This is a genomic window from Tardiphaga sp. 866_E4_N1_4 (assembly GCF_052076075.1).
Lineage (GTDB): Bacteria > Pseudomonadota > Alphaproteobacteria > Rhizobiales > Xanthobacteraceae > Tardiphaga > Tardiphaga robiniae.
The window spans coordinates 3,187,719-3,207,232 of sequence record NZ_CP197242.1; the positions used below are offsets into that span (position 1 = coordinate 3,187,719).

Annotated in this window: 12 protein-coding genes; 1 reads left to right on the forward strand and 11 read right to left on the reverse strand. The window is 61.7% G+C overall.

Features of this window, described 5'->3' with window-relative positions; all coding sequences use genetic code 11:
- Positions 1–52 precede the first annotated feature (52 nt).
- The 5 genes from hemC to AB8B20_RS15585 all read right to left on the reverse strand — a co-directional run bounded on the left by hemC (position 53) and on the right by AB8B20_RS15585 (position 4,717).
- The gene (gene hemC, locus AB8B20_RS15565; protein ID WP_439074752.1) at positions 53–1,036 is read right to left on the reverse strand and encodes a hydroxymethylbilane synthase; all 984 of its coding nucleotides are present in this window, start codon (positions 1,034–1,036) and stop codon (positions 53–55) included.
- Between the two features lie 110 nt (positions 1,037–1,146).
- Positions 1,147–2,634 (reverse strand): monocarboxylate uptake permease MctP, encoded by a 1,488-nt coding sequence (gene mctP, locus AB8B20_RS15570; protein ID WP_320445537.1) that lies wholly within the window; start codon positions 2,632–2,634, stop codon positions 1,147–1,149.
- A complete protein-coding gene (locus AB8B20_RS15575) occupies positions 2,624–2,809 on the reverse strand; it encodes a DUF3311 domain-containing protein (protein ID WP_092145849.1) in 186 nt (61 codons plus the stop codon). The genes mctP and AB8B20_RS15575 overlap by 11 nt, the downstream gene beginning before the upstream one ends.
- A gap of 220 nt (positions 2,810–3,029) precedes the next feature.
- Positions 3,030–4,142 carry an NADH:flavin oxidoreductase/NADH oxidase gene (locus AB8B20_RS15580; RefSeq protein WP_439074751.1) on the reverse strand — a complete coding sequence of 371 codons (1,113 nt, stop codon included), beginning with the start codon at positions 4,140–4,142 and terminating at the stop codon, positions 3,030–3,032.
- Positions 4,143–4,402: 260 nt separating this feature from the next.
- Positions 4,403–4,717, reverse strand: coding sequence for a hypothetical protein (locus AB8B20_RS15585; protein WP_089265834.1), 315 nt, complete (start codon positions 4,715–4,717; stop codon positions 4,403–4,405).
- A 389-nt stretch (positions 4,718–5,106) separates the two neighbouring features.
- Here AB8B20_RS15585 and AB8B20_RS15590 point away from each other — a divergent pair, with 389 nt between their 5' ends.
- Positions 5,107–6,909 (forward strand): carbamoyltransferase family protein, encoded by a 1,803-nt coding sequence (locus AB8B20_RS15590; protein WP_439074750.1) that lies wholly within the window; start codon positions 5,107–5,109, stop codon positions 6,907–6,909.
- Positions 6,910–7,020: 111 nt separating this feature from the next.
- On the opposite strand, the gene AB8B20_RS15595 is transcribed toward AB8B20_RS15590, so the two are convergent.
- From AB8B20_RS15595 to AB8B20_RS15620, 6 genes are all read right to left on the reverse strand, one after another.
- On the reverse strand, positions 7,021–8,700 hold the full coding sequence (locus AB8B20_RS15595) for a methyl-accepting chemotaxis protein (protein ID WP_439074749.1): 1,680 nt from the start codon (positions 8,698–8,700) through the stop codon (positions 7,021–7,023).
- Positions 8,701–8,985: 285 nt separating this feature from the next.
- Positions 8,986–10,677: a methyl-accepting chemotaxis protein gene (locus AB8B20_RS15600; protein ID WP_439074748.1), complete on the reverse strand. Its 1,692-nt coding sequence runs from the start codon at positions 10,675–10,677 to the stop codon at positions 8,986–8,988.
- 54 nt (positions 10,678–10,731) lie between these two features.
- Positions 10,732–12,492 carry a methyl-accepting chemotaxis protein gene (locus AB8B20_RS15605; RefSeq protein ID WP_439074747.1) on the reverse strand — a complete coding sequence of 587 codons (1,761 nt, stop codon included), beginning with the start codon at positions 12,490–12,492 and terminating at the stop codon, positions 10,732–10,734.
- A gap of 528 nt (positions 12,493–13,020) precedes the next feature.
- Positions 13,021–15,021, reverse strand: coding sequence for a methyl-accepting chemotaxis protein (locus AB8B20_RS15610; RefSeq protein WP_439074746.1), 2,001 nt, complete (start codon positions 15,019–15,021; stop codon positions 13,021–13,023).
- A gap of 281 nt (positions 15,022–15,302) precedes the next feature.
- Positions 15,303–17,306, reverse strand: coding sequence for a HAMP domain-containing methyl-accepting chemotaxis protein (locus AB8B20_RS15615; protein WP_089266236.1), 2,004 nt, complete (start codon positions 17,304–17,306; stop codon positions 15,303–15,305).
- An 88-nt stretch (positions 17,307–17,394) separates the two neighbouring features.
- A complete protein-coding gene (locus AB8B20_RS15620) occupies positions 17,395–19,425 on the reverse strand; it encodes a methyl-accepting chemotaxis protein (protein WP_439074745.1) in 2,031 nt (676 codons plus the stop codon).
- Between the last annotated feature and the right edge of the window lie 89 nt (positions 19,426–19,514).

The window sequence follows — 19,514 nt, forward strand, 5'->3', positions numbered from 1 at the left end:
TCGCATGTAATGATCGACCTCTCCCCGCAAGCGGGGCGAGGTCAGGAAGAACCTACTCCGCCGGCCGATTGGCCTCGATCAGCGCGCCGGCGCCCTTGTCGAGCAGCTCCAGCCCGACGGCCCGCCCCAGTTCGCGCGGACGATCCGCCGGCCCTATGCGCGTTACCTCAATGAACCGCCCGCCGGCTTCATCCAGCACTGATGCGGTCAGCGACATCTCGTGCCCTGAGATCACCGAATAGCCGGCGATCGGCGAATTGCAGTGGCCGTTCAGCACCCAAAGCACCTCGCGCTCGGCATCGCAGGACAGATGCGCCGCAGGGTCGTCGATCAGTGACAGATGACGCCGCGAGGCCCAATCATGCGCCGCGCATTCGACTGCGACGATGCCCTGCCCCACGGCCGGCAACATTTCCTGCGGCGTGAAATCACGTGCGATGCGGCTCGCTAATCCAACACGCTCGAGGCCTGAACGCGCCATGATCAGCGCGTCGGCGGGGCCGACCTCGTCGCCATCAGGCAGCCGCTGCATCTCGCCATTGTCGAGTTTGCGCACGCGCGTATCGGCAGCCCCGCGGAAATGGATCACCTCAATCTCGGGAAACAGCCGGCGGATATAGGCGGCACGGCGTACGGCATTGGTGCCGATCTTGAAGCCCTTGCCATGCGTGCGCTTGAGATCGTCGAGGCTGACGCCTTCGCGCAGCACCAGTGCATCGGTCGGCGGATCGCGCACCAGCGTGGCGCCGATCACGAGACCCGGCGTGTCTTCATTGCCGGGCATGTCCTTCAGCGAATGCATCGCCGCATGCAGCGCGCCCTTGAGCACGGCCGCGCGAATTTCGCCGACGAAAGCGCCGCCCTTGCCGCCATGCTTCAGGAGATTGCTGGTCTGGTCGCGGTCGCCGACCGGCTCGAATTTCACGATCTCGACGGCCAGTTCCGGCGCGACAACCGCAAGCCGGCGCGCGATCTCTTCGGTCTGGGCCAGCGCCATGGTGCTTTTGCGCGTGCCGATGCGCATCGTTTCAGTCACTCAGGCAAGCTCCATCCGGCGGTCCCGCACAGGGATGGCGGGCATTCGCGCGGACAATAAAGCCAGCGCGCCCCGGAAACAATGCGCGCGCGGGCTTTACAGCGAGGCCTTTAAGTGCTCGCCGCCTCGGCTGTTGCCACCGGCTTCGGCACCACGAGATTGACCAGCATTGCGACCACGATATTCGCGACCAAGGCAATCAGCCCGACATAAACCGTCGCCTGGAAGCTGCCGATCGACAGCATGTGCAGCGGCTTGAGACCATCCGTCCAGGCCAGATATGTGCCGCCGAACAGGCCGACCACCCATCCGGTCAGTAATGCCGGCGCGGTGAACCAGCGGGTGAACAGGCCGAAGATCAAGGCCGGCAGCGTCTGCAGGATCCACAGGCCTCCGAGAAGCTGCAGGTCGAGCGCGAACTGCGTCGGCAGATAGATGATGACCAGCAGCGCGCCGACCTTCACCACCAGCGACGCGATCTTGGCAACGGCTGCTTCACCCGCCGTATCGACCTGCGGATTGACATAGGCCTTCCAGAAATTGCGGGTAAAGAGATTGGCAGCACCAATGCTCATCACCGCTGCCGGGACCAGCGCGCCGATGGCAATCGCCGCAAAAGCGAAGCCTGCGAACCAGCTCGGAAACAGCGTCTGGAACAGCGCCGGTACCACGTCATTATTGCTGGCGAGCTTCAACTTGGCGGCGTGGCCCATATAGCCGAGCAGCGCCAGCAGGCCGAGCATCAGTGTATAGGCCGGTAACAGTACGGCGTTCTTGCGGATGGTCGTGGCGCTCTTGCTGGCGAAGATACCGGTCAGCGTATGCGGATACATGAAGGCCGCGAGCGCCGACCCCAATGCCAGCGTGGCATAGGCGACATACTGGCTGGGCTGCAGCAGGATACTGCCCGAGCCCTTGGCCTTGAATGCCTGATCGGCGGCGTCGAACACTGCGGCATAGCCGCCGAGCTTGCCGGGGATCACCGACACTGCCGCGATGACGGCGATATAGATCATGATATCCTTGACGAAGGCGATCAGCGCCGGAGCACGCAGGCCCGACGAGTAGGTGTAGAGCGCCAGCACGACAAAGGCCGCGATCAGCGGAAGTTCGCCTTCGAAGCCAAGCGCCTTCACAGCCGTGGCCATACCGATCAGCTGCAGCGCGATATAGGGCATGGTGGCGACGACACCGGTGATGGCGACTGCTGCTTCCAGCATGCGCGAACCATAGCGGCCATGCACAACGTCGGCGGCAGTGACATAGCCGTTGTCCTTGGCGACCTGCCACAGCCTCGGCATCACCATGAACACGATGGGATAGACCAGGATCGTGTAAGGCAGCGCGAAGAAGCCATAGGCACCGACCGAATAGACCAGTGCCGGCACGGCGATCACCGTATAGGCAGTATAGAAATCGCCGCCGACCAGAAACCAGGTGATCCAGGTGCCGAACTGGCGGCCACCAAGGCCCCATTCGTCGAGACTGGCCAGCGTTTTCGGGCGGCGCCACTTCGAGGCAACGAAGCCCATCACGGTGACGAGCGCGAAGAAGAACAGAAAGACCGCAACGGCGGGAATATCGAGCTCAGTCTTCATTGGGGTAGGTCCGGTAAGCGAGCCAGGTCAGAAAGGCGGTCATCGGCACCCAGGCGAGCTGGTACCAGTAGAAGAACGGAAAGCCGAACAGCACCGGATCATGAAAATTGTAGAACGGGACCCAGAGCAGGCCGACGAAGGGGATCAGCAGAAGCCATAGGAAATGGCGGGCCATGGCGGGGCTCCTCTCGACAGGCGGGCAGCGCCGGATGCCACGATTATTTTACGGCGCAGAATTTTGCGCTGTGTAGGTGCGACATTCTGTCATGTAAACACGATGCTGCCGCAGGGCTGCCATTCGCGGAGTGGACGCGGAGCAACGACAAACACCCACACATCGCACCCGGCTTGCGGGACAATGTGTGGGTGTTGAAAGTGAGGCGCCTTGAAGTGGTTTAGCGCCCGCCGAACGTCGTATCACCGAACAACGCCTTTTGCGTCGATGGCTGCGAGCGCCAGTATTGTGGCGGCGCCTGCACCTGGCCGCCGAGCTGGGCCGCCGCGTGCCACGGCCAGCGCGGGTCGTAGAGAATGCCACGCGCGATGGCGACCAGATCGGCCTTGCCGGAGGCCACGATGTCTTCAGCCTGTTGCGCTTCGGTGATCAACCCCACCGCAATCGTCGGCAGTCCCGTCGCCGCTTTCACGGCTTCGGCGAACGGCACCTGATAACCCGGCCCGAGCGCGATCTTCTGCTGCGGCGAGACACCACCGGACGACACATCCATCCAGTCGACGCCGCGCTTCTTCAACTCACTGGCGAAGACGATGGTCTGCTCGATATCCCAGCCGCCCTCGACCCAGTCCGAGGCCGATACGCGGACGCCCACAGGCTTGTGCGCGGGAAAAGCCGCGCGTACCGCGTCGAAGACTTCGAGTGGAAACCGGATCCGGTTCTCCAGGGAGCCGCCATAATTGTCCGTGCGCTGGTTGGAGATCGGCGACAGGAATTCGTGCAGCAGATAGCCGTGCGCCGCGTGGATCTCGAGCGCATCGATGCCGAGCCGCTCGGCGCGCTTCGCCGTGGCTACGAACGCGTCGCGGATGCGCATGAGGCCCGCGGCATCGATCTCCTGCGGTGGCAATTCGCCGGGTTTTTGCGGAATGGCGGACGGGGCGTGGGCGACCCAACCGCCTTTGTCGAGCGGGACCTGCTGGCCGCCATCCCATGGGGCGTGACTCGACGCCTTTCGGCCTGCATGGGCGATCTGCATGCCAACGGCAATGTTCGAATGTTTGCGGATCGCCGCCAGCACCGGCTTCAACGCGGCTTCGGTCGCGTCATTATAGAGGCCGAGATCGCCGGGTGTGATGCGGCCGATGGCTTCCACGGCGGTCGCTTCGATCACCAGCATGGCGGCGCCCGACAGGGCCATATTGCCGAGATGGATCATGTGCCAGTCGGTGGCCCGACCATCTTCGGCAGAATACTGGCACATCGGCGCAATGACGATGCGGTTCGGCAGCGTGAGGTCGCGCAGCTTGAAGGGAGAGAACAGGGCGCTCATGAAGGTTCCAGGGTGGGAGGACCGAATTGCCATGCGCGGGCGCGCAAGCTTGCCATGCCGACATTGGAATTTGGATGAGAAAACACAAGATGGCATGCCAAAAGCGACCTCAGCATTGTGCAAGGAGGGTAGCTTTCGACAAATCATTCCCGAAGGAAAGGCCCGTTTCCTGGAGAAAGGCGAGCCTGGAAAGCAAAAGGCGCCCCGGTTACCCGGCGCGCCTCTCTATCTCGTTCATTCAGCGCCGTAGCGCTTATGACTTAGTACGGGCAGACCACCCGGCCCCAGCGACGGCTGAAATAGCAGCCTGGCGCCACGAAGCGCGGTCCACCGTAGAAGCCATAGCCACGACCATAGCCACGACCGCCGCCACGATAGAAGCCGCCACCGCGTCCACGGCCCCAACCGCCGCCGCCACGACCGCGACCACCGCCACGGGCCTCGGCCGAGGTGCTGCTCGTGGTGAGCAACACCGTGGATGCGCCGATCAGACCAACACAGTAGACAGACACAAGCGCCATCGCTGCCAGGCAGCGGGTCACGATATTATGGCGCGTCGTTTTGGTTTGAGCCATTCTTAGGAACTCCCATTCTGCAGAAGCACGGCTTTAGAATGCTTCCGGCCTCGAATCGTTCAGTGAGCAATTCTTGATTCACACAGGTGCTGAAACCAGAATAGTAATATGGCCATCACAAGGCGTGCACGCACGAACAACTTTACAATAGGGTCAAGCTCGAACGCCGGTCAAGTTGCCGGCAACGCTGTCACTACGAACGAATGCGCACCTTCACGCGTCACCTCGCTTTTGACCTCCTGCGTTCATCTTCTCTTCATATTGCCTCGCACTATGCTGATCGCTCCGCCTCGCAACTGCGAATATGCGGTCAGCCCCACCCGCCGCGTCTGCGTTAGCAGCTCGATCCCATCATTCGTCCCTTCCCGCGAATTGTCAGAAGCTGATTCATGCCCAAACCCAGCTACATCCTCGGTCTCAACACCTACGATCACGACGTCAGCGCCTGCCTGCTGCGCAACGGCGCGCTGGCCTATGCGATCGAGAAGGAGCGGATTACCCGCGAGAAACACGCGACGGGGTTCTACAAGGAAGTGATCGACTACGTCCTCGACGCCGAAGGCATCACGCTGGACGACGTCGACCTGGTGGTGAGCAATTGCTACATCCTGCCGGTTCCGGAGATGGAAGACCGCCTGATCTATCAGGACATGCCGGGCTTCCTGCCCGAATATGAACGGCAGGACGCCAGCGTCCACCCGCTGTTTCGGGCGCGCACCGGCAAGGTCAAAACGATCTCGCATCATCTGGCGCACGCCTATAGCGCATTCGCCGTCTGCCCTTTCGAGGAGGGCGCGATCATGATTGTCGACGGCGTCGGCAGCTATCGCTCCGACGTCATGGAGGCCTATCCCGGCGACGAGCCGGGCTCGAAGCTCGCCCGGGAATCCGAGAGCTATTACACGTTCAAAGGCACGCAGCTCGATTGTCTGAAGAAGGTCTGGATGGAGCCGGACCGCGGCTTCCTCAGCGACGAATTCTACAACATGCCGGGCCTTGGGGCGCTCTACAGCAGGGCTTCAACCTATGTGTTCGGCGACTGGAACAAATGCGGTGAACTGATGGGGCTCGCGCCCTATGGCCGCCGCGACCAGGTCAAGCCGCTGATGGACATCACCGACAACGTGCTCAGCGTGCCGCGCTGGACCCCCGAATATAACCAGCCCTATATCGCCGACAGCGACGGCAAGTGGGACACCCATCCGTCCATGCGGCACTGGGAGGATCTCGCCTGGCGCGTGCAGGACGACACCGAGAAGGTGCTGCTCGCCCGCGCGCGCTGGCTGCGCGAAACGACCGGCGCAAAGAACCTCTGCATCGCCGGCGGCGTCGCGCTGAACTGCGTCGCCAATGGCCGCATCGCCCGCGAAGCCGGCTTCGAGAATGTCTGGATCCAGCCCGCCGCCGGCGACAACGGCATCGCGATCGGCTGCGCCTATTACGGCCTGCTCGAAGTGCAGAAGCAGCCGCGCTCTTATGTGATGACGCATTCCTACACCGGCAGGAACTATACCGATCGCGACATCGAGGCAGCGACACAGCGCACGCTGGTCAAGGCGCAGACCAGCACGGTGCGCAGCGACAATATCTGCCGCGATACGGCCAAGCTGCTCGCCGACCAGAAAGTGATCGGCTGGTTTCAGGGCCGCTCGGAATACGGCCCGCGCGCGCTCGGCAATCGCAGCATCATCGCCGATCCGCGCCGGCCGGAGATGAAGGACACCCTCAACTCACGCGTGAAACATCGTCAGCCGTTCCGGCCATTCGCGCCGATTGTGCTCGCCGAGCGCGCCAGAGAGATTTTCGAAGGCGATCAGGATTCGCCGTTTATGCTGATCGCCGCCCCGGTGCGCCCCGAATGGCGCGAGAAGATTCCGGCCATTGTGCACATCGATGGAACGGCGCGCGTCCAGACCGTCACGGAAGACACCAATCCTGTGCTCTATCGGCTGCTCAAGGAATTCGATGCGCTCACCGGCGTACCGGTGCTGCTCAACACGTCATTCAACGTGAAGGGCGAACCGATCGTCGAGACTCCGCGCGACGCCATGGCGTGTTTCATCAATACCGGCATCGATCATCTGATCCTGCACGATACGCTGGTGTCCAAGACATCGGCGCATCGTTTCGTCGCCCCGCTGGTGCGCACCTATATGGATATCGCGGGGCTGGTGTCGGCGAGTACGAGATAGAACGCCCAACATCCGTAGGGTGGGCAAAAGCGCAGCGTGCCCGCCACCATCATCGAACGTCGCGCGGTGGGCACGGCACAAGAGCGCCTTTGCCCACCCTACAAGCCATGATCAGGCCGCCCGCACCGCGTTTAGGAACTTGCTGACTTCATCCTTCAGCCGCGTGCTGTCGGAGGACAGTGATTGCGCCGCAGCGAGAACCTGAGTCGAGGCAGATCCAGTCTCTGTTGCACCACGCTGCACATCAACGATGTTAGACGAGACCTGCATCGTGCCCTGTGCCGCCTGCTGAACGTTGCGAGAAATCTCCTGCGTCGCCGCGCCCTGCTCTTCCACCGCCGATGCGATGGTCGAGGCAATCTCGGACATCCGGCCGATAGTGTCTCCGATCTCCTTGATAGCGCCGACCGATTCCTGCGTCGCCGCCTGGATACCGGAAATCTGCGTCGAGATCTCGCCGGTCGCCTTGGCGGTCTGCTCGGCCAGCGCTTTCACCTCCGAGGCCACGACTGCGAAACCACGGCCGGCTTCACCAGCACGCGCGGCCTCGATGGTCGCGTTCAACGCCAGCAAATTGGTCTGACCAGCAATGTTATTGATGAGCTCGACCACATCGCCGATGCGCGACGCGGCGCTCGCGAGCTCGCTGACGCGATCGTTGGTGCGGCACGCCTGATCGACCGCCTGATTGGCGATGCTCGCCGACTCCTGCACCTGTCGGCTGATCTCGTTAACCGACGAGGCCATTTCCTCGGTTGCCGATGCCACTGACTGAACGTTGGCCGATGCCTCTTCGGAGGCTGCGGCAACCGTCGTGGTCAATTCCTGCGAACGTTCCGCCGTGGCGGTCAGCGTACCTGCCGAGGCTTCCAGTTCGGTCGATGCCGACGACACCGTCTCGACGATCTCACCGATCATCGATTCGAAGTTGCGGGTGATGCTGTCGACGCGGCGGCCACGCTCGATCTTGGCTTCGGCATCGGCCGCTGCGGCTTCATCCGCCGCGCGCTTGTCGATCAGCGCCTGTTTGAACACCTGAAGCGAATCCGCCATCGTTCCGATTTCGGTCTTCTCGCCCTGATGCGGAACATTTGCAGTCAGGTCACCCGTGCCGAGCGCCTGCATAGGCAACACGATCGATGTAATACCGGCGGAGACATCGCGCACCAGCAAGATAGCCGCACCGACGCCGACAACAACCGCAAACAAGAGCGAACCGATCACCATCTTGATGGCGACCCCAAAGCTGTCCGTCGCCAGTTCTCCGGCTGTCAAAGCTCCCTTGTTGTTGAGCTCGACATCCTTCTGCAGGGCTTCGTCCGCTTTGAAGCCAATCTGGTTGACCTTCACGTTCATATCTCGCGCTTCATCACGAGCGTTCTTGCGCGACAACGCAAGAACCGGCTGCAACGCCGCGATGTATTCGCTCCAGAGCTTGCTGAATTCGCTATACGTCGCGCGCTCCTCGGGCGACGAAATCATCGGCTCATAGCTCTTGCGCGCCTTGTCGAGCATCTCGGCGTAGCGCACCAGCGTGTCGTCCTGGACCTTCGTATCTGCGGCATCGGTCGCAAGCAGATGTCCACGAACCACCGAACGATAGCTGATCGTTGCAGCGCGGACTTCACCCAGAGCGCGCACGCTCGGCAGCCAGCTCGTGACGATGTCGGATGTCGCTCCGTTGATGGTGTACATCTGCTTGATGGCCAGCGCGCCCATCGCAGACATGGCGAGCAGCAGGAACGAGACGACAAGAGCGATCTTGGTGCGGATGGACAGGCTGGCAAACATAGGTGATGGTCCCTCGGTTTTTGACCGTTGGCGCGCAACTGCACGAATGGCATTTTCTGGGTTTGAAGACACGGCATGCATTGGAGCTGCCGGCCGAGCGTCGATAGCTTTCAACGATCTCGTGATCGAGATTGTCCGGATAAAGTTAAGGAGCAGTGCATCATGACTGCTTCCTGTGCATGACTTCTCGAATGAGTGTGGCGCACACGCATAACAACACTATCGCGTAGGAAAGCCGACGCTCACGCGCCGGCTTTTTGCGCTGTACACTTGTATTCAAGCCCGTCAGGCAGCGCGCACCGAGTTCAAGAACTTGCCCACTTCATTCTTGAGACGTGTGCTGTCCGATGACAGCGACCGCGCGGCGGAAAGCACCTGCGACGACGCAGAGCCGGTCTCGGACGCTCCACGCTGCACGTCGGTGATGTTCGACGAGACCTGCATGGTACCCTGTGCCGCCTGCTGGACGTTACGCGAAATCTCCTGCGTCGCGGCACCCTGCTCTTCCACCGCCGATGCGATGGTCGAGGCAATCTCGGACATCCGGCCGATGGTGTCGCCGATTTCCTTGATGGCGCCGACCGATTCCTGCGTCGCCGCCTGGATACCGGAAATCTGCGTCGAGATCTCGCCGGTCGCCTTGGCGGTCTGCTCGGCCAATGCCTTTACTTCGGAAGCCACGACCGCGAAGCCCCGGCCCGCTTCACCGGCACGCGCCGCCTCGATGGTTGCGTTGAGCGCCAGCAGGTTTGTCTGGCCGGCGATATTGTTGATGAGCTCGACGACGTCCCCGATGCGCGATGCAGCGCTGGCGAGTTCGCTGACGCGATCGTTGGTACGCCGCGCTTGGTCGACCGCCTGATTGGCGATGCTCGCCGACTCCTGCACCTGTCGGCTGATCTCGTTGACCGACGAGGCCATTTCTTCAGTGGCCGATGCCACCGACTGGACGTTGGTGGAGGCTTCTTCGGACGCTGCCGCCACTGTGGTGGCCAGGTCCTGGGAACGTTCGGCTGTCGCGGTCAGCGTGCTTGCGGAGGCTTCGAGTTCGGTCGATGCCGACGATACGGTCTCCACGATCTCGCCGATCATCGATTCGAATTCGCGGGTGATGTTGTCAACGCGGCGACCGCGCTCGATCTTGGCTTCGGCGTCAGCAGAGGCAGCTTCATCTGCCGCGCGCTTGTCGATCAGCGCCTGCTTGAACACCTGGAGCGTGTCGGCCATCGCGCCGATCTCGGTCTTTTCGCCCTGATGCGCCACATGCGCCGTGAGATCGCCAGCGCTCAGCGCCTGCATCGGCTGCACGATCGAAGCGATACCCGACGACACGTCCTTGACCAGATAAATGCCGACACCGATGCCGATGACCGCGGTCGCCGCAATGATCACGATTACCGTCATCAGCGCCGAACCATAGCTCTCATCGGCCTTCTGTCCCGATGCTGCCGCACCCTTGTCGTTGAATTCGATGGCCTTGCGCAGGGCAAAATCGGCTTTGGATCCCAGCGGATTGATCACATTCAGATTGAGCTCATGGGCTTCCTGACTGCCTTTGCCAAGATTCTTGCGATCGAGGACAAAGATTTCCTGGCTGCGTGATACGTAGTTGTCCCACTCCTTGCTCCAATCGTTGAAGATTGCGCGCTCTTCGGGGCTCGATACCAACTTATCATAGGCAATCCGCTCATCGGCGGCCCGCTTGACGATGGTGTCGATACCAGCCTCGGTCTTCTGCATCTGGTCAGCATTGGCTGCGAGGATGTGTGCGCGCACCAGATTGCGGTAATCGATGGTCGTCGCCCGCAGCCCGCCGAGCACACGGACGCTTGGAAGCCAGTTCTTCTGGATGTCCGACGCGTTGGCATTAATCGTCTGCATCTTGCTGACAGCAAGCGCCCCCATCCCCGTCATTGCGATTAGCAGAAAAGCGATAACGATGGTGATCTTGGCTTTGATAGAGATGTTCGAGAGCATGGCTGGACGTCCTGTTATCGCTCGGTAGAATGATCAGTTCTGAACCCGCATGGCCTAGGCCGCGCGAACAGAGTTGAGGAATCGCGCGACTTCGACCTTTAGCCGCGCGCCGTCCGACGACAGCGACTGTGCTGCCGAGAGAACCTGCGACGAGGCCGACCCGGTCTCGCTGGCGCCGCGCTGCACATCCGTAATGTTGGACGAGACCTGCTGGGTGCCATGCGCGGCTTGCTGCACGTTGCGGGAAATCTCCTGGGTGGCGGCCCCCTGCTCTTCGACGGCCGAAGCAATCGTGGACGAAATTTCCGACATCCGGCCGATGGTGACGCCGATCTCGCGGATGGCACTGACCGATTCGTCCGTGGCGGACTGGATGCTGCCGATCTGCATGCTGATCTCGCCGGTCGCCTTGGCGGTCTGCTCTGCGAGCGTCTTCACCTCGGCCGCCACCACGGCGAAGCCGCGGCCCGCTTCACCGGCGCGGGCGGCTTCGATGGTCGCATTGAGCGCCAGAAGGTTGGTCTGCCCCGCGATGCTATTGATCAGCTCGACCACGTCGCCGATACGGCTGGCCGCCTTGGATAGCTCGCCGACACGGTCGTTGGTCTTCTGGGCCTGCTGCACGGCCTCGCTGGCAATGCGCGCAGATTCCTGAACCTGGCGGCTGATCTCGTTTACCGATGACGCCATTTCCTCGGTCGCCGATGCCACGGATTGTACGTTCGTCGAAGCCTCTTCCGAAGCGGCTGCCACCATGGTGGTCAAATGCTGCGAACGCTCGGCAGACGACGTCAGCGTGCCCGCCGACGCTTCGAGTTCGGTCGATGCCGATGACACTGTTTCGACGATCTCGCCGACCGCACCCTCAAAATCGTTCGCCAGCTTGATCATCTCGCGCTTGCGCTGCTCGGCGGCGATCTGCTCCTGCTGCTTTTGAGCGTCGGCTTCGGCGCGGGCGCGCTCCTGTGCCTTAACCTTGAACTTCTCCACGGCGCCAGCGACGTCGCCGATCTCGTCCTTGCGGCCCAAGCCCGGCAACACCACGCCGAAATTACCCTCGGCGAGTTCTTCCATCGAACGGCTCAGCGCGCGCATCGGACGCCCGATAGTGAACACCGAGAACACGCAGGTCCCGATCAGCATCAGGGCGACCACACCACCGAGAATTAGCGAGTCTCGCTCGGTCGCAGCGGCCTCGTTCGCCGCAGCGGTCGTCTGCTGCTCGACCTTCTCCTTAGCCAGATTGACGATCGTATCGGCCAGCTTGTCGAGTTCTGCACTCATGGGTAGCAGCACGTCGGTGCGGAGCTTCACGATCTCCGCACCCAGTGCGGTGATGCGCGCGGAGGCATCCGCAGACAATTCGCCAGCTTCGTTGCGTGTCGCCTGCAGATTCAAGATATCTGTGCGGATTACACCGATCTTGTCGCCGCCCTTACCGAGGGTCGTCATCATGTCGAGGAATTTGCCGATGCGTTCGCGCTCGTCCGGTGCGGTCGCAAGCTTGAGCATCTGAGCCGAAAATTTAAGGCCGGCGGTAGTACGCGCCGTGAAATAGTCGGCGGCCTTCTGGACATCGGCCACTTTCGTTGACCCGAGGAAGTCACGCACGCCGATCTGCATGCCGCGAAACGAGGCCTTGGCCTCGGCAGCGTTCTGCGCAATGCCCTGATAGACGCCGGCCGTCTGATATGACTGGCGAACGCCTGCGCTTCCCATCGTCTGCATATAGATCATGACACCGAGGAGAATGATGCCGAGCCCGGACGCAATCGCGAGCTTCGTGCCGATACGCAGATTCTGGATGAAGGCCATGACAGTTCCTGGGAATGAAGCGGCAGAAAAATGAGTCGGGTCGTCCTTCGCCGGACGGAGTCCGGCGTCGCGTGAAATGGTCGAATGCTAAGCGGTTGTCATTTTTGGCGCAGCCCGGCGGCAATCCGACGGGCACGCGAAGCTTGGCGTGAGCCGATCCTGAACGAGAAGCGTCATCGGCTCATATGAGCGGGCGATACGTTCGATGATCTATCAAATCACCTGCTCATGGGCAGGAACCTACCACCGCGCTTCTGACACAAACGTTAACGCGCCGATGATGCAATCACTCAAATTGAGCCGGTACCGCAATGGTCGTCGAGCAATTCGGACTTTTCAGACAGTGATGGGGTTCGAGTTCAGGCATCAGAGGTTCTAAATTAACGATCTAAAATTGCAATATCATCGTGCGATGCCCTGCACGGGATATTCGAGGCCCTGAATTCTCTCGGAGCATACAGCGGCTTGAGTGGCGGTGTGCGGAGAACGCACCGTTACTCAAGCCAGTGAATTGCGATGTTGGAGAACTCAGGCCGCGCGGACCGAGTTCAGGAAGCGACTGACTTCATGCTTCAGACGGTTGCTATCTGACGAGAGCGACTGCGCTGCCGACAGCACCTGAGACGACGCGCCGCCGGTCTCACTCGCGCCGCGCTGCACGTCGATGATGTTGGACGAGACCTGCATCGTGCCTTGCGCAGCCTGCTGCACGTTACGGGAAATCTCCTGCGTCGCCGCGCCCTGCTCTTCAACAGCCGAAGCGATCGTGGACGCAATCTCCGACATCTTGCCGATCGTCGTACCGATGTCGCGGATCGCCGATACGGAATCATCGGTCGCAGTCTGGATACTTGCGATCTGCTGGCTGATCTCGCCGGTAGCCTTCGCGGTCTGCTCGGCGAGCGCCTTCACCTCGGACGCGACCACTGCGAAGCCGCGGCCGGCATCGCCGGCACGTGCCGCTTCGATGGTGGCATTGAGCGCCAGCAGGTTGGTCTGCCCCGCAATGGTATTGATCAGTTCGACTACCGCGCCAATGCGGCCGGCAGCTTTCGACAACTCGCCGACGCGGTCGTTGGTCTTCTGCGCCTGATCCACGGCCTCGTTGGCGATACGTGCTGATTCCTGAACCTGACGCCCGATCTCGGTGATGGACGACGCCATTTCCTCGGTGGAGGACGCCACCGACTGCACGTTGGTAGAGGCTTCTTCCGACGCCGTCGCGACGACCGTGGTGAGCTGCTGCGACCGATCTGCCGTCGACGTCAGCGTGCTGGCCGAGGCTTCCAATTCGGTCGATGCGGACGACACCGCCTCGACGATTTCACCAACCGTACCTTCGAAATCGTCGGCGAGCCGGATCATATCCTGCTTGCGTTGCAAGGCCGCCGCCTGATCCTGCGTGATCCGTGCCTCGGCTTCCGCCCGGGCTTTCTCCTCCGCCTTGACCTTGAAGGTCTCGACAGCCTGCGCCATGTCGCCGACCTCGTCCTTGCGGCCGAGCCCCGGCAGCACCACGCCGAAATTGCCCTCGGCGAGCTGCTTCATGCCCGCCGTCAGACCCGACAGTGGCCCGATGATGCCGCGCGCGATCAAGAACGCAATCAGCAGACCGGTGATGGTTGCCGCGCCCGCCACGATCTGCTGCAGCGTGATCGTGCCGGAAATGCGCTGCTCATTGGCTGTCGTCGCGCTCACGACCTCCTGCTGGATCGCTGCCTTGATGCCGTCGGTCTTGCGGATGGCGCTGACCACCATCGGCGTGATCGTATTGTAATAGAGCTGATCCATCTTCATCAGATTGGCCGACGCCTTATCGAACCCGCTGGAATAGCTGACCAGGCCTTTCTTGATCGATTCGAACAGCGCTGAAAGACTCGGCGCCATATCAAATTTTTCCATTTCCGCGATCTGTTGCTGGGCGTTCTTCACGCTGTTGGCAAACAACGTCACATTGTCCTGGTCGCGACCTGCAAAGAACCGCCAGTTCGCCATCTGAACCAACAGAGTTTCGGATTGCAGGGTGGTCGCCCCTTGTGCGAATGGCGAGCTACGCGTCGCGAGCACGAGTTTCTTCAGGTCGGCCTGAAGCTTTTCACCTTCAGCAAGCAGCGCCTTGCGGCTGGCAAGCATCTCCTTGACGGTATTACCGAGATCGACACGCCTGCTCTTCAGATCGGCGATCGTCTTCTCGACTTCGCGGTAGATCGTGCGACGCTCCTCCGAGCTCGCCTTGATCGTCTCCTCGAGCACACCACCGACCTGCGTCAGCAGTTTCTCGGATTCAGCGAATGACGCTTCATCCTGATCGAATGTGTAGCGCAGCATTGCGCGGCGAAGCGCCTGGAGTTCCGCCGAAATCTCCATCGAGCGCATCGCATTGGCGGACTGGGCATTCATCGCCGAGACGTCGTCGCGAATTTCCGTGAGTTTCCACACCGCGAAACCCGCCATGGCCAACCCGAACAGCACGAGCGCACCGAAGCCCCCATACAGCCTGCCACGGATGCGGAGATTGAATAGCGACATGCGACATGCCCTTCTTGGGAGAACCACTGACAGCCAACCTTGCACGTCGCGAATCGCACCCGCAACGCAAGAGGCAATCTCGAATCCGATCATCGTCAGGTTGCGAGAACTTCAGGTTAATTTCAGCCGCGCAAACGCTTTAAAGTGGAATGACTTTTTGTCGCGCGTGTCATCGTTTGACTCACCAAAACAAACAGCCCGGATGCGATGACGCATCCGGGCTGTTTGCTAGTTGTATCTTATTCGTCAGGCGAACGCGCGCGATCGTGTGACGTTTTGTCCTATGCCGCGCGAACGGAATCCAGGAACTTGCCGACCTCGCGCTTCAACCGCGCGCTTTCGCCGGACAGCGATTGCGCAGCGGACAAGACCTGCGACGACGCTGAACCCGTGTTGCTCGCGCCGCGCTGCACATCCAGAATGTTCGAGCTCACCTGCATCGTGCCTTGCGCGGCCTGCTGAACATTGCGCGAGATCTCCTGTGTCGCCGCACCCTGCTGCTCGACGGCAGATGCGATGGTCGACGCGATCTCCGACATGCGGCCGATGGTGTCGCCGATTTCCTTGATGGCGCCGACCGACTCTTCGGTCGCGGCCTGGATGCCGGAGATCTGGTGACTGATGTCGCCGGTTGCCCTGGCCGTCTGTTCGGCGAGCGCCTTCACTTCCGATGCAACGACCGCGAAGCCGCGACCGGCATCGCCGGCGCGCGCCGCTTCGATGGTGGCATTGAGCGCCAGCAGATTGGTCTGGCCGGCAATCGTGTTGATCAACTCGACAACATCTCCGATCCGCGCGGCCGCCTTGGCAAGCTCAGCCACGCGATCATTGGTCTTGCGGGCCTGTGCCACCGCGGAGTTGGCGATATTGGCCGACTCCTGAACCTGACGGCTGATCTCGTTGACCGAGGACGACATCTCCTCGGTGGATGACGCCACCGCCTGCACATTGGTCGAGGCTTCGTCGGAGGCCGCGGCCACCATGGCGGTGAGCTGGCGAGATTGCTCGGCGGTCGCAGTCAGTCCGCCCGCCGATTCTTCGAGCTGGCTCGAAGCCGATGACACGTTCTCGACGATGCTGCCGACAGCGCCCTCGAAATCGTCCGCGAGACGGATCATGTCCCGGCGGCGCTGAATCGCTGCCTGCTGGTCCTGCGTCAGCTTGGCTTCGGCCTCGGCGCGTGCCTTCTCCTCGGCCCGTACCTTGAAGGTCTCGACTGCGCGTGCCATGTCGCCGACCTCGTCCTTGCGTGCGAGACCCGGCAGCACCACGCTAAAATCGCCGTCCGCGAGCCGCTTCATACCCGCCGTCAGGCCCGACAGAGGGCCAATAATGCCGCGCGCGATCAGGAAGGCGATCGCTAGACCGACCACAGTAGCGACGCCGGCCACGATCTGCTGCAGCATGCTCGTCGTCGACATGCGGTTGCTGGTTGCGGCGACGGTCTGCGACTGAACCTGCTGGATGTCGGATTTGATGGTCTCGACCTTGCCGATCGCTTTCACGACGGTCGGGCTGATCGACTTGTTGAAGATGCCGTCTGCCGTCTGCAGGCTGGCGGCAGCCTTCTCGAACTGGGCGGCGTAGCTCTTCAGGTTGTTGCGGATGGTGCCGAACAACGCGCTGAGCGTCGGCGGCATCTGCATCTTCTCCATTTCGCCGATCTGCTGCTCCGCGATGCGGACGTGATCCTTGAAAGATTCGATATGTTTCTCGTCGCGGCTGACGAAGAAGCGCCAATTCGCAATCTGCACCATGAGCGTATCGGATTCGAGCTTGGTCGAACCCTGGCCATACATGGTGTTGCGCGTGCTGATCACCAGCTTGCGCAGGCTAGATGACAGCTTGTCGCCGGCTTCCTGCAGCACTTCCCGGCCGGCGACCATCTGCTTGATGGCCTCGCCAAGCGCCTGGCGCTGCGCCTTCACGTCGGCGACGTCCTTCTCGATGGTGCGGTAGGCGGCGCGGCGCTCTTCCGAACGACTGGTCTTGATCACCGTGTCCAGGCTGGCGGTGACGCCGGCGAGACGCTTGTCGGCATCCGCAAGCGCCGCTTCATCCTGATCGAACGAATAGCGCAACACGGCACCGCGGATCGCGTGCAGTTCGGAGGCGATCTCCGAGGCCCGGATCGTGTTGGCCGAAAGAATGTTCAGGGAGTCGACCTGCGTTCCAACTTCCGTCATCTGCCAGACGGCAAATCCCGAACTGGCGAGACCAAACAGGACCAGCGCGCCGAAACCACCATAGAGGCGACCGCGGATACGGAGATTGAGCAGCGACATCATTGGCTTCCTAGGTAGGATCTGATCTGGCTTCGGCGACGGGCGCCGTCTTCGTTGTGGCTTCCCCCATCATGGGAGAAGCATGAATTTATGCGGCCCGGACGGAGGCGAGGAACTTGCCGACTTCGAGCTTGAGCCGCGCGCTTTCGCCGGACAGCGACTGCGCCGCCGACAGCACCTGCGTCGAAGCTGATCCGGTCGCGCTGGCGCCGCGCTGTACATCGGTGATGTTCGACGTCACCTGCATCGTGCCCTGCGCTGCCTGCTGAACATTGCGTGAGATTTCCTGAGTCGCTGCGCCCTGCTGTTCGACCGCTGAAGCGATGGTCGAGGCGATCTCGGACATGCGGCCGATGGTGTCACCGATCTCCTTGATGGCGCCGACGGATTCCTGGGTCGCCGCCTGGATACCGTTGATCTGGTGGCTGATGTCGCCTGTCGCCTTGGCGGTCTGTTCGGCCAGCGCCTTCACCTCGGACGCAACCACCGCAAAGCCGCGGCCCGCATCGCCGGCGCGCGCCGCTTCGATGGTGGCGTTGAGCGCCAGCAGGTTGGTCTGGCCGGCAATGGTATTGATGAGCTCGACGACATCGCCGATCCGGGCCGCGGCCTTGGCAAGCTCCGCCACGCGGTCATTGGTCTTGCGCGCCTGCGCCACGGCGGAGTTGGCGATATTCGCAGATTCCTGGACCTGCCGGCTGATCTCGTTGACCGATGACGACATCTCTTCGGTCGATGACGCAACCGCCTGCACATTGGTGGATGCCTCGTCCGATGCAGCAACGACTGCAGCGGTCAGCTCCTTGGCCTGTTCGGCCGTTGCCGTCAGCGCGCCCGCGGACTCCTCGAGTCTGTTCGACGCCGAGGAGACGTTGTCGACGATATTGCCGACGGCGCGTTCGAACGTCCCGGCGAGCTCGACCATTTCGCGCTTGCGCGACGCCGCGGCCAGATTGTCCTGGTCGAGGCGCGCCGCAGCCTCATCGCGCGCCTTCTGTTCGGCATTCGCACGGATGACCGTGACTGTCTTGGCGATATCGCCGATTTCGTCGCCGCGCTTGGCGCCGGGAATGACGACATCGAGATCGCCGGCTGCCATCTTGCCCATGGCGCCATTCAGACGCGTCATCGGCCGGGCAACGCCGACGAAGGAGAACACCATGGTGCAGATCAGTACCAGCACGACCGCCAGTCCAAGTGCGAGATTGACCTGGCCGGAGCGTGTCATTTCCTCGGCGGCCTGCGCCCGGGCCTCTCCAACCGCAGCCTTGGCCGACGAGACCGATTGCGCGACCAGTTGAGATGCTGCCGCAGCGGCGGGCGTGATTTTGGTGCGGACGATATCGGTCTTCTGGTCGTTACTGCCGATCGCTTCATCGGTGGCCGTCATGAACTTCTTCATGTCGGTGCCGAGCTGGATCAGGCCGCTCTGCACGAGCTCGCTGTCTTCGAACACGCTGGCCTTGGCCAGCGCATCGGTGAGGATCTTGGCCTTGGTGATGATCTGGCCCTTCTGCGTGACTTCATTCATCGACGCATAACGCCATGCGGCTGCCTGCACAGCGTTGATGGCATTGTCCGCGATCTTGAGCTGTCCATCGACTTCAGGCCAGTTCGTCGCCTCGGTCACGGCAGTGGTGAGGCGCAGCTGGTCGAGATGCCGGTTCCAGTCGATCACGGCGACGTTGCGGTTGCGATAGAGCTCGAGCAGTTTCTTCTGCAGACCGACGATCTCGTCGGCAGCGGCGAGATAGGTTGACGTCAGCGATTTAATCTTCGCGAAATTGTCCTTGTATTCCTGCCTGGTCGCCAGGGCGGACGCGGCATCGATGATGCGGTCCTGCGCAGCCTTGGCGGCCCTGATCTCGGCCGCGTTCTTGTCAATCTCGGGTGTCGTGATGGCCATACGCAGGCCTTGACTGGCCACCTGCATGGCGCGCATCTGGCCGTCGGCCTCCATCGCGCTATCGGCGATTTTCTGCTGCACATCAGCCAGACGATTGACCTCCGAGATCGCGCTCTCGGTCCTCATCTGGTTTGCGACAACGCCTGCCGAGAGCAAGATGCCAACGAGACCGGCAAGACCCAATTTGTTGCCGACACTGTTGATCTTGATCATGCGATGCACTTTCCGGAGAAGGGCCAAGTCAGGACGCGCGCAAGCATGGCTCGCGCAGCCTCGGCTCGGGTCGTTGGAAGACGGTCAGA

What these genes read in the sequence shown, in the direction of transcription:
- mctP (WP_320445537.1), bottom strand. Translation starts at nt 2,634, where the DNA reads ATGAAGACTGAGCTCGATATTCCCGCCGTTGCGGTCTTTCTGTTCTTC.
- AB8B20_RS15575 (WP_092145849.1), bottom strand. Translation starts at nt 2,809, where the DNA reads ATGGCCCGCCATTTCCTATGGCTTCTGCTGATCCCCTTCGTCGGCCTG.
- AB8B20_RS15580 (WP_439074751.1), bottom strand. Translation starts at nt 4,142, where the DNA reads ATGAGCGCCCTGTTCTCTCCCTTCAAGCTGCGCGACCTCACGCTGCCG.
- AB8B20_RS15585 (WP_089265834.1), bottom strand. Translation starts at nt 4,717, where the DNA reads ATGGCTCAAACCAAAACGACGCGCCATAATATCGTGACCCGCTGCCTG.
- AB8B20_RS15590 (WP_439074750.1), top strand. Translation starts at nt 5,107, where the DNA reads ATGCCCAAACCCAGCTACATCCTCGGTCTCAACACCTACGATCACGAC.
- AB8B20_RS15595 (WP_439074749.1), bottom strand. Translation starts at nt 8,700, where the DNA reads ATGTTTGCCAGCCTGTCCATCCGCACCAAGATCGCTCTTGTCGTCTCG.
- AB8B20_RS15600 (WP_439074748.1), bottom strand. Translation starts at nt 10,677, where the DNA reads ATGCTCTCGAACATCTCTATCAAAGCCAAGATCACCATCGTTATCGCT.
- AB8B20_RS15605 (WP_439074747.1), bottom strand. Translation starts at nt 12,492, where the DNA reads ATGGCCTTCATCCAGAATCTGCGTATCGGCACGAAGCTCGCGATTGCG.
- AB8B20_RS15610 (WP_439074746.1), bottom strand. Translation starts at nt 15,021, where the DNA reads ATGTCGCTATTCAATCTCCGCATCCGTGGCAGGCTGTATGGGGGCTTC.
- AB8B20_RS15615 (WP_089266236.1), bottom strand. Translation starts at nt 17,306, where the DNA reads ATGTCGCTGCTCAATCTCCGTATCCGCGGTCGCCTCTATGGTGGTTTC.
- AB8B20_RS15620 (WP_439074745.1), bottom strand. Translation starts at nt 19,425, where the DNA reads ATGATCAAGATCAACAGTGTCGGCAACAAATTGGGTCTTGCCGGTCTC.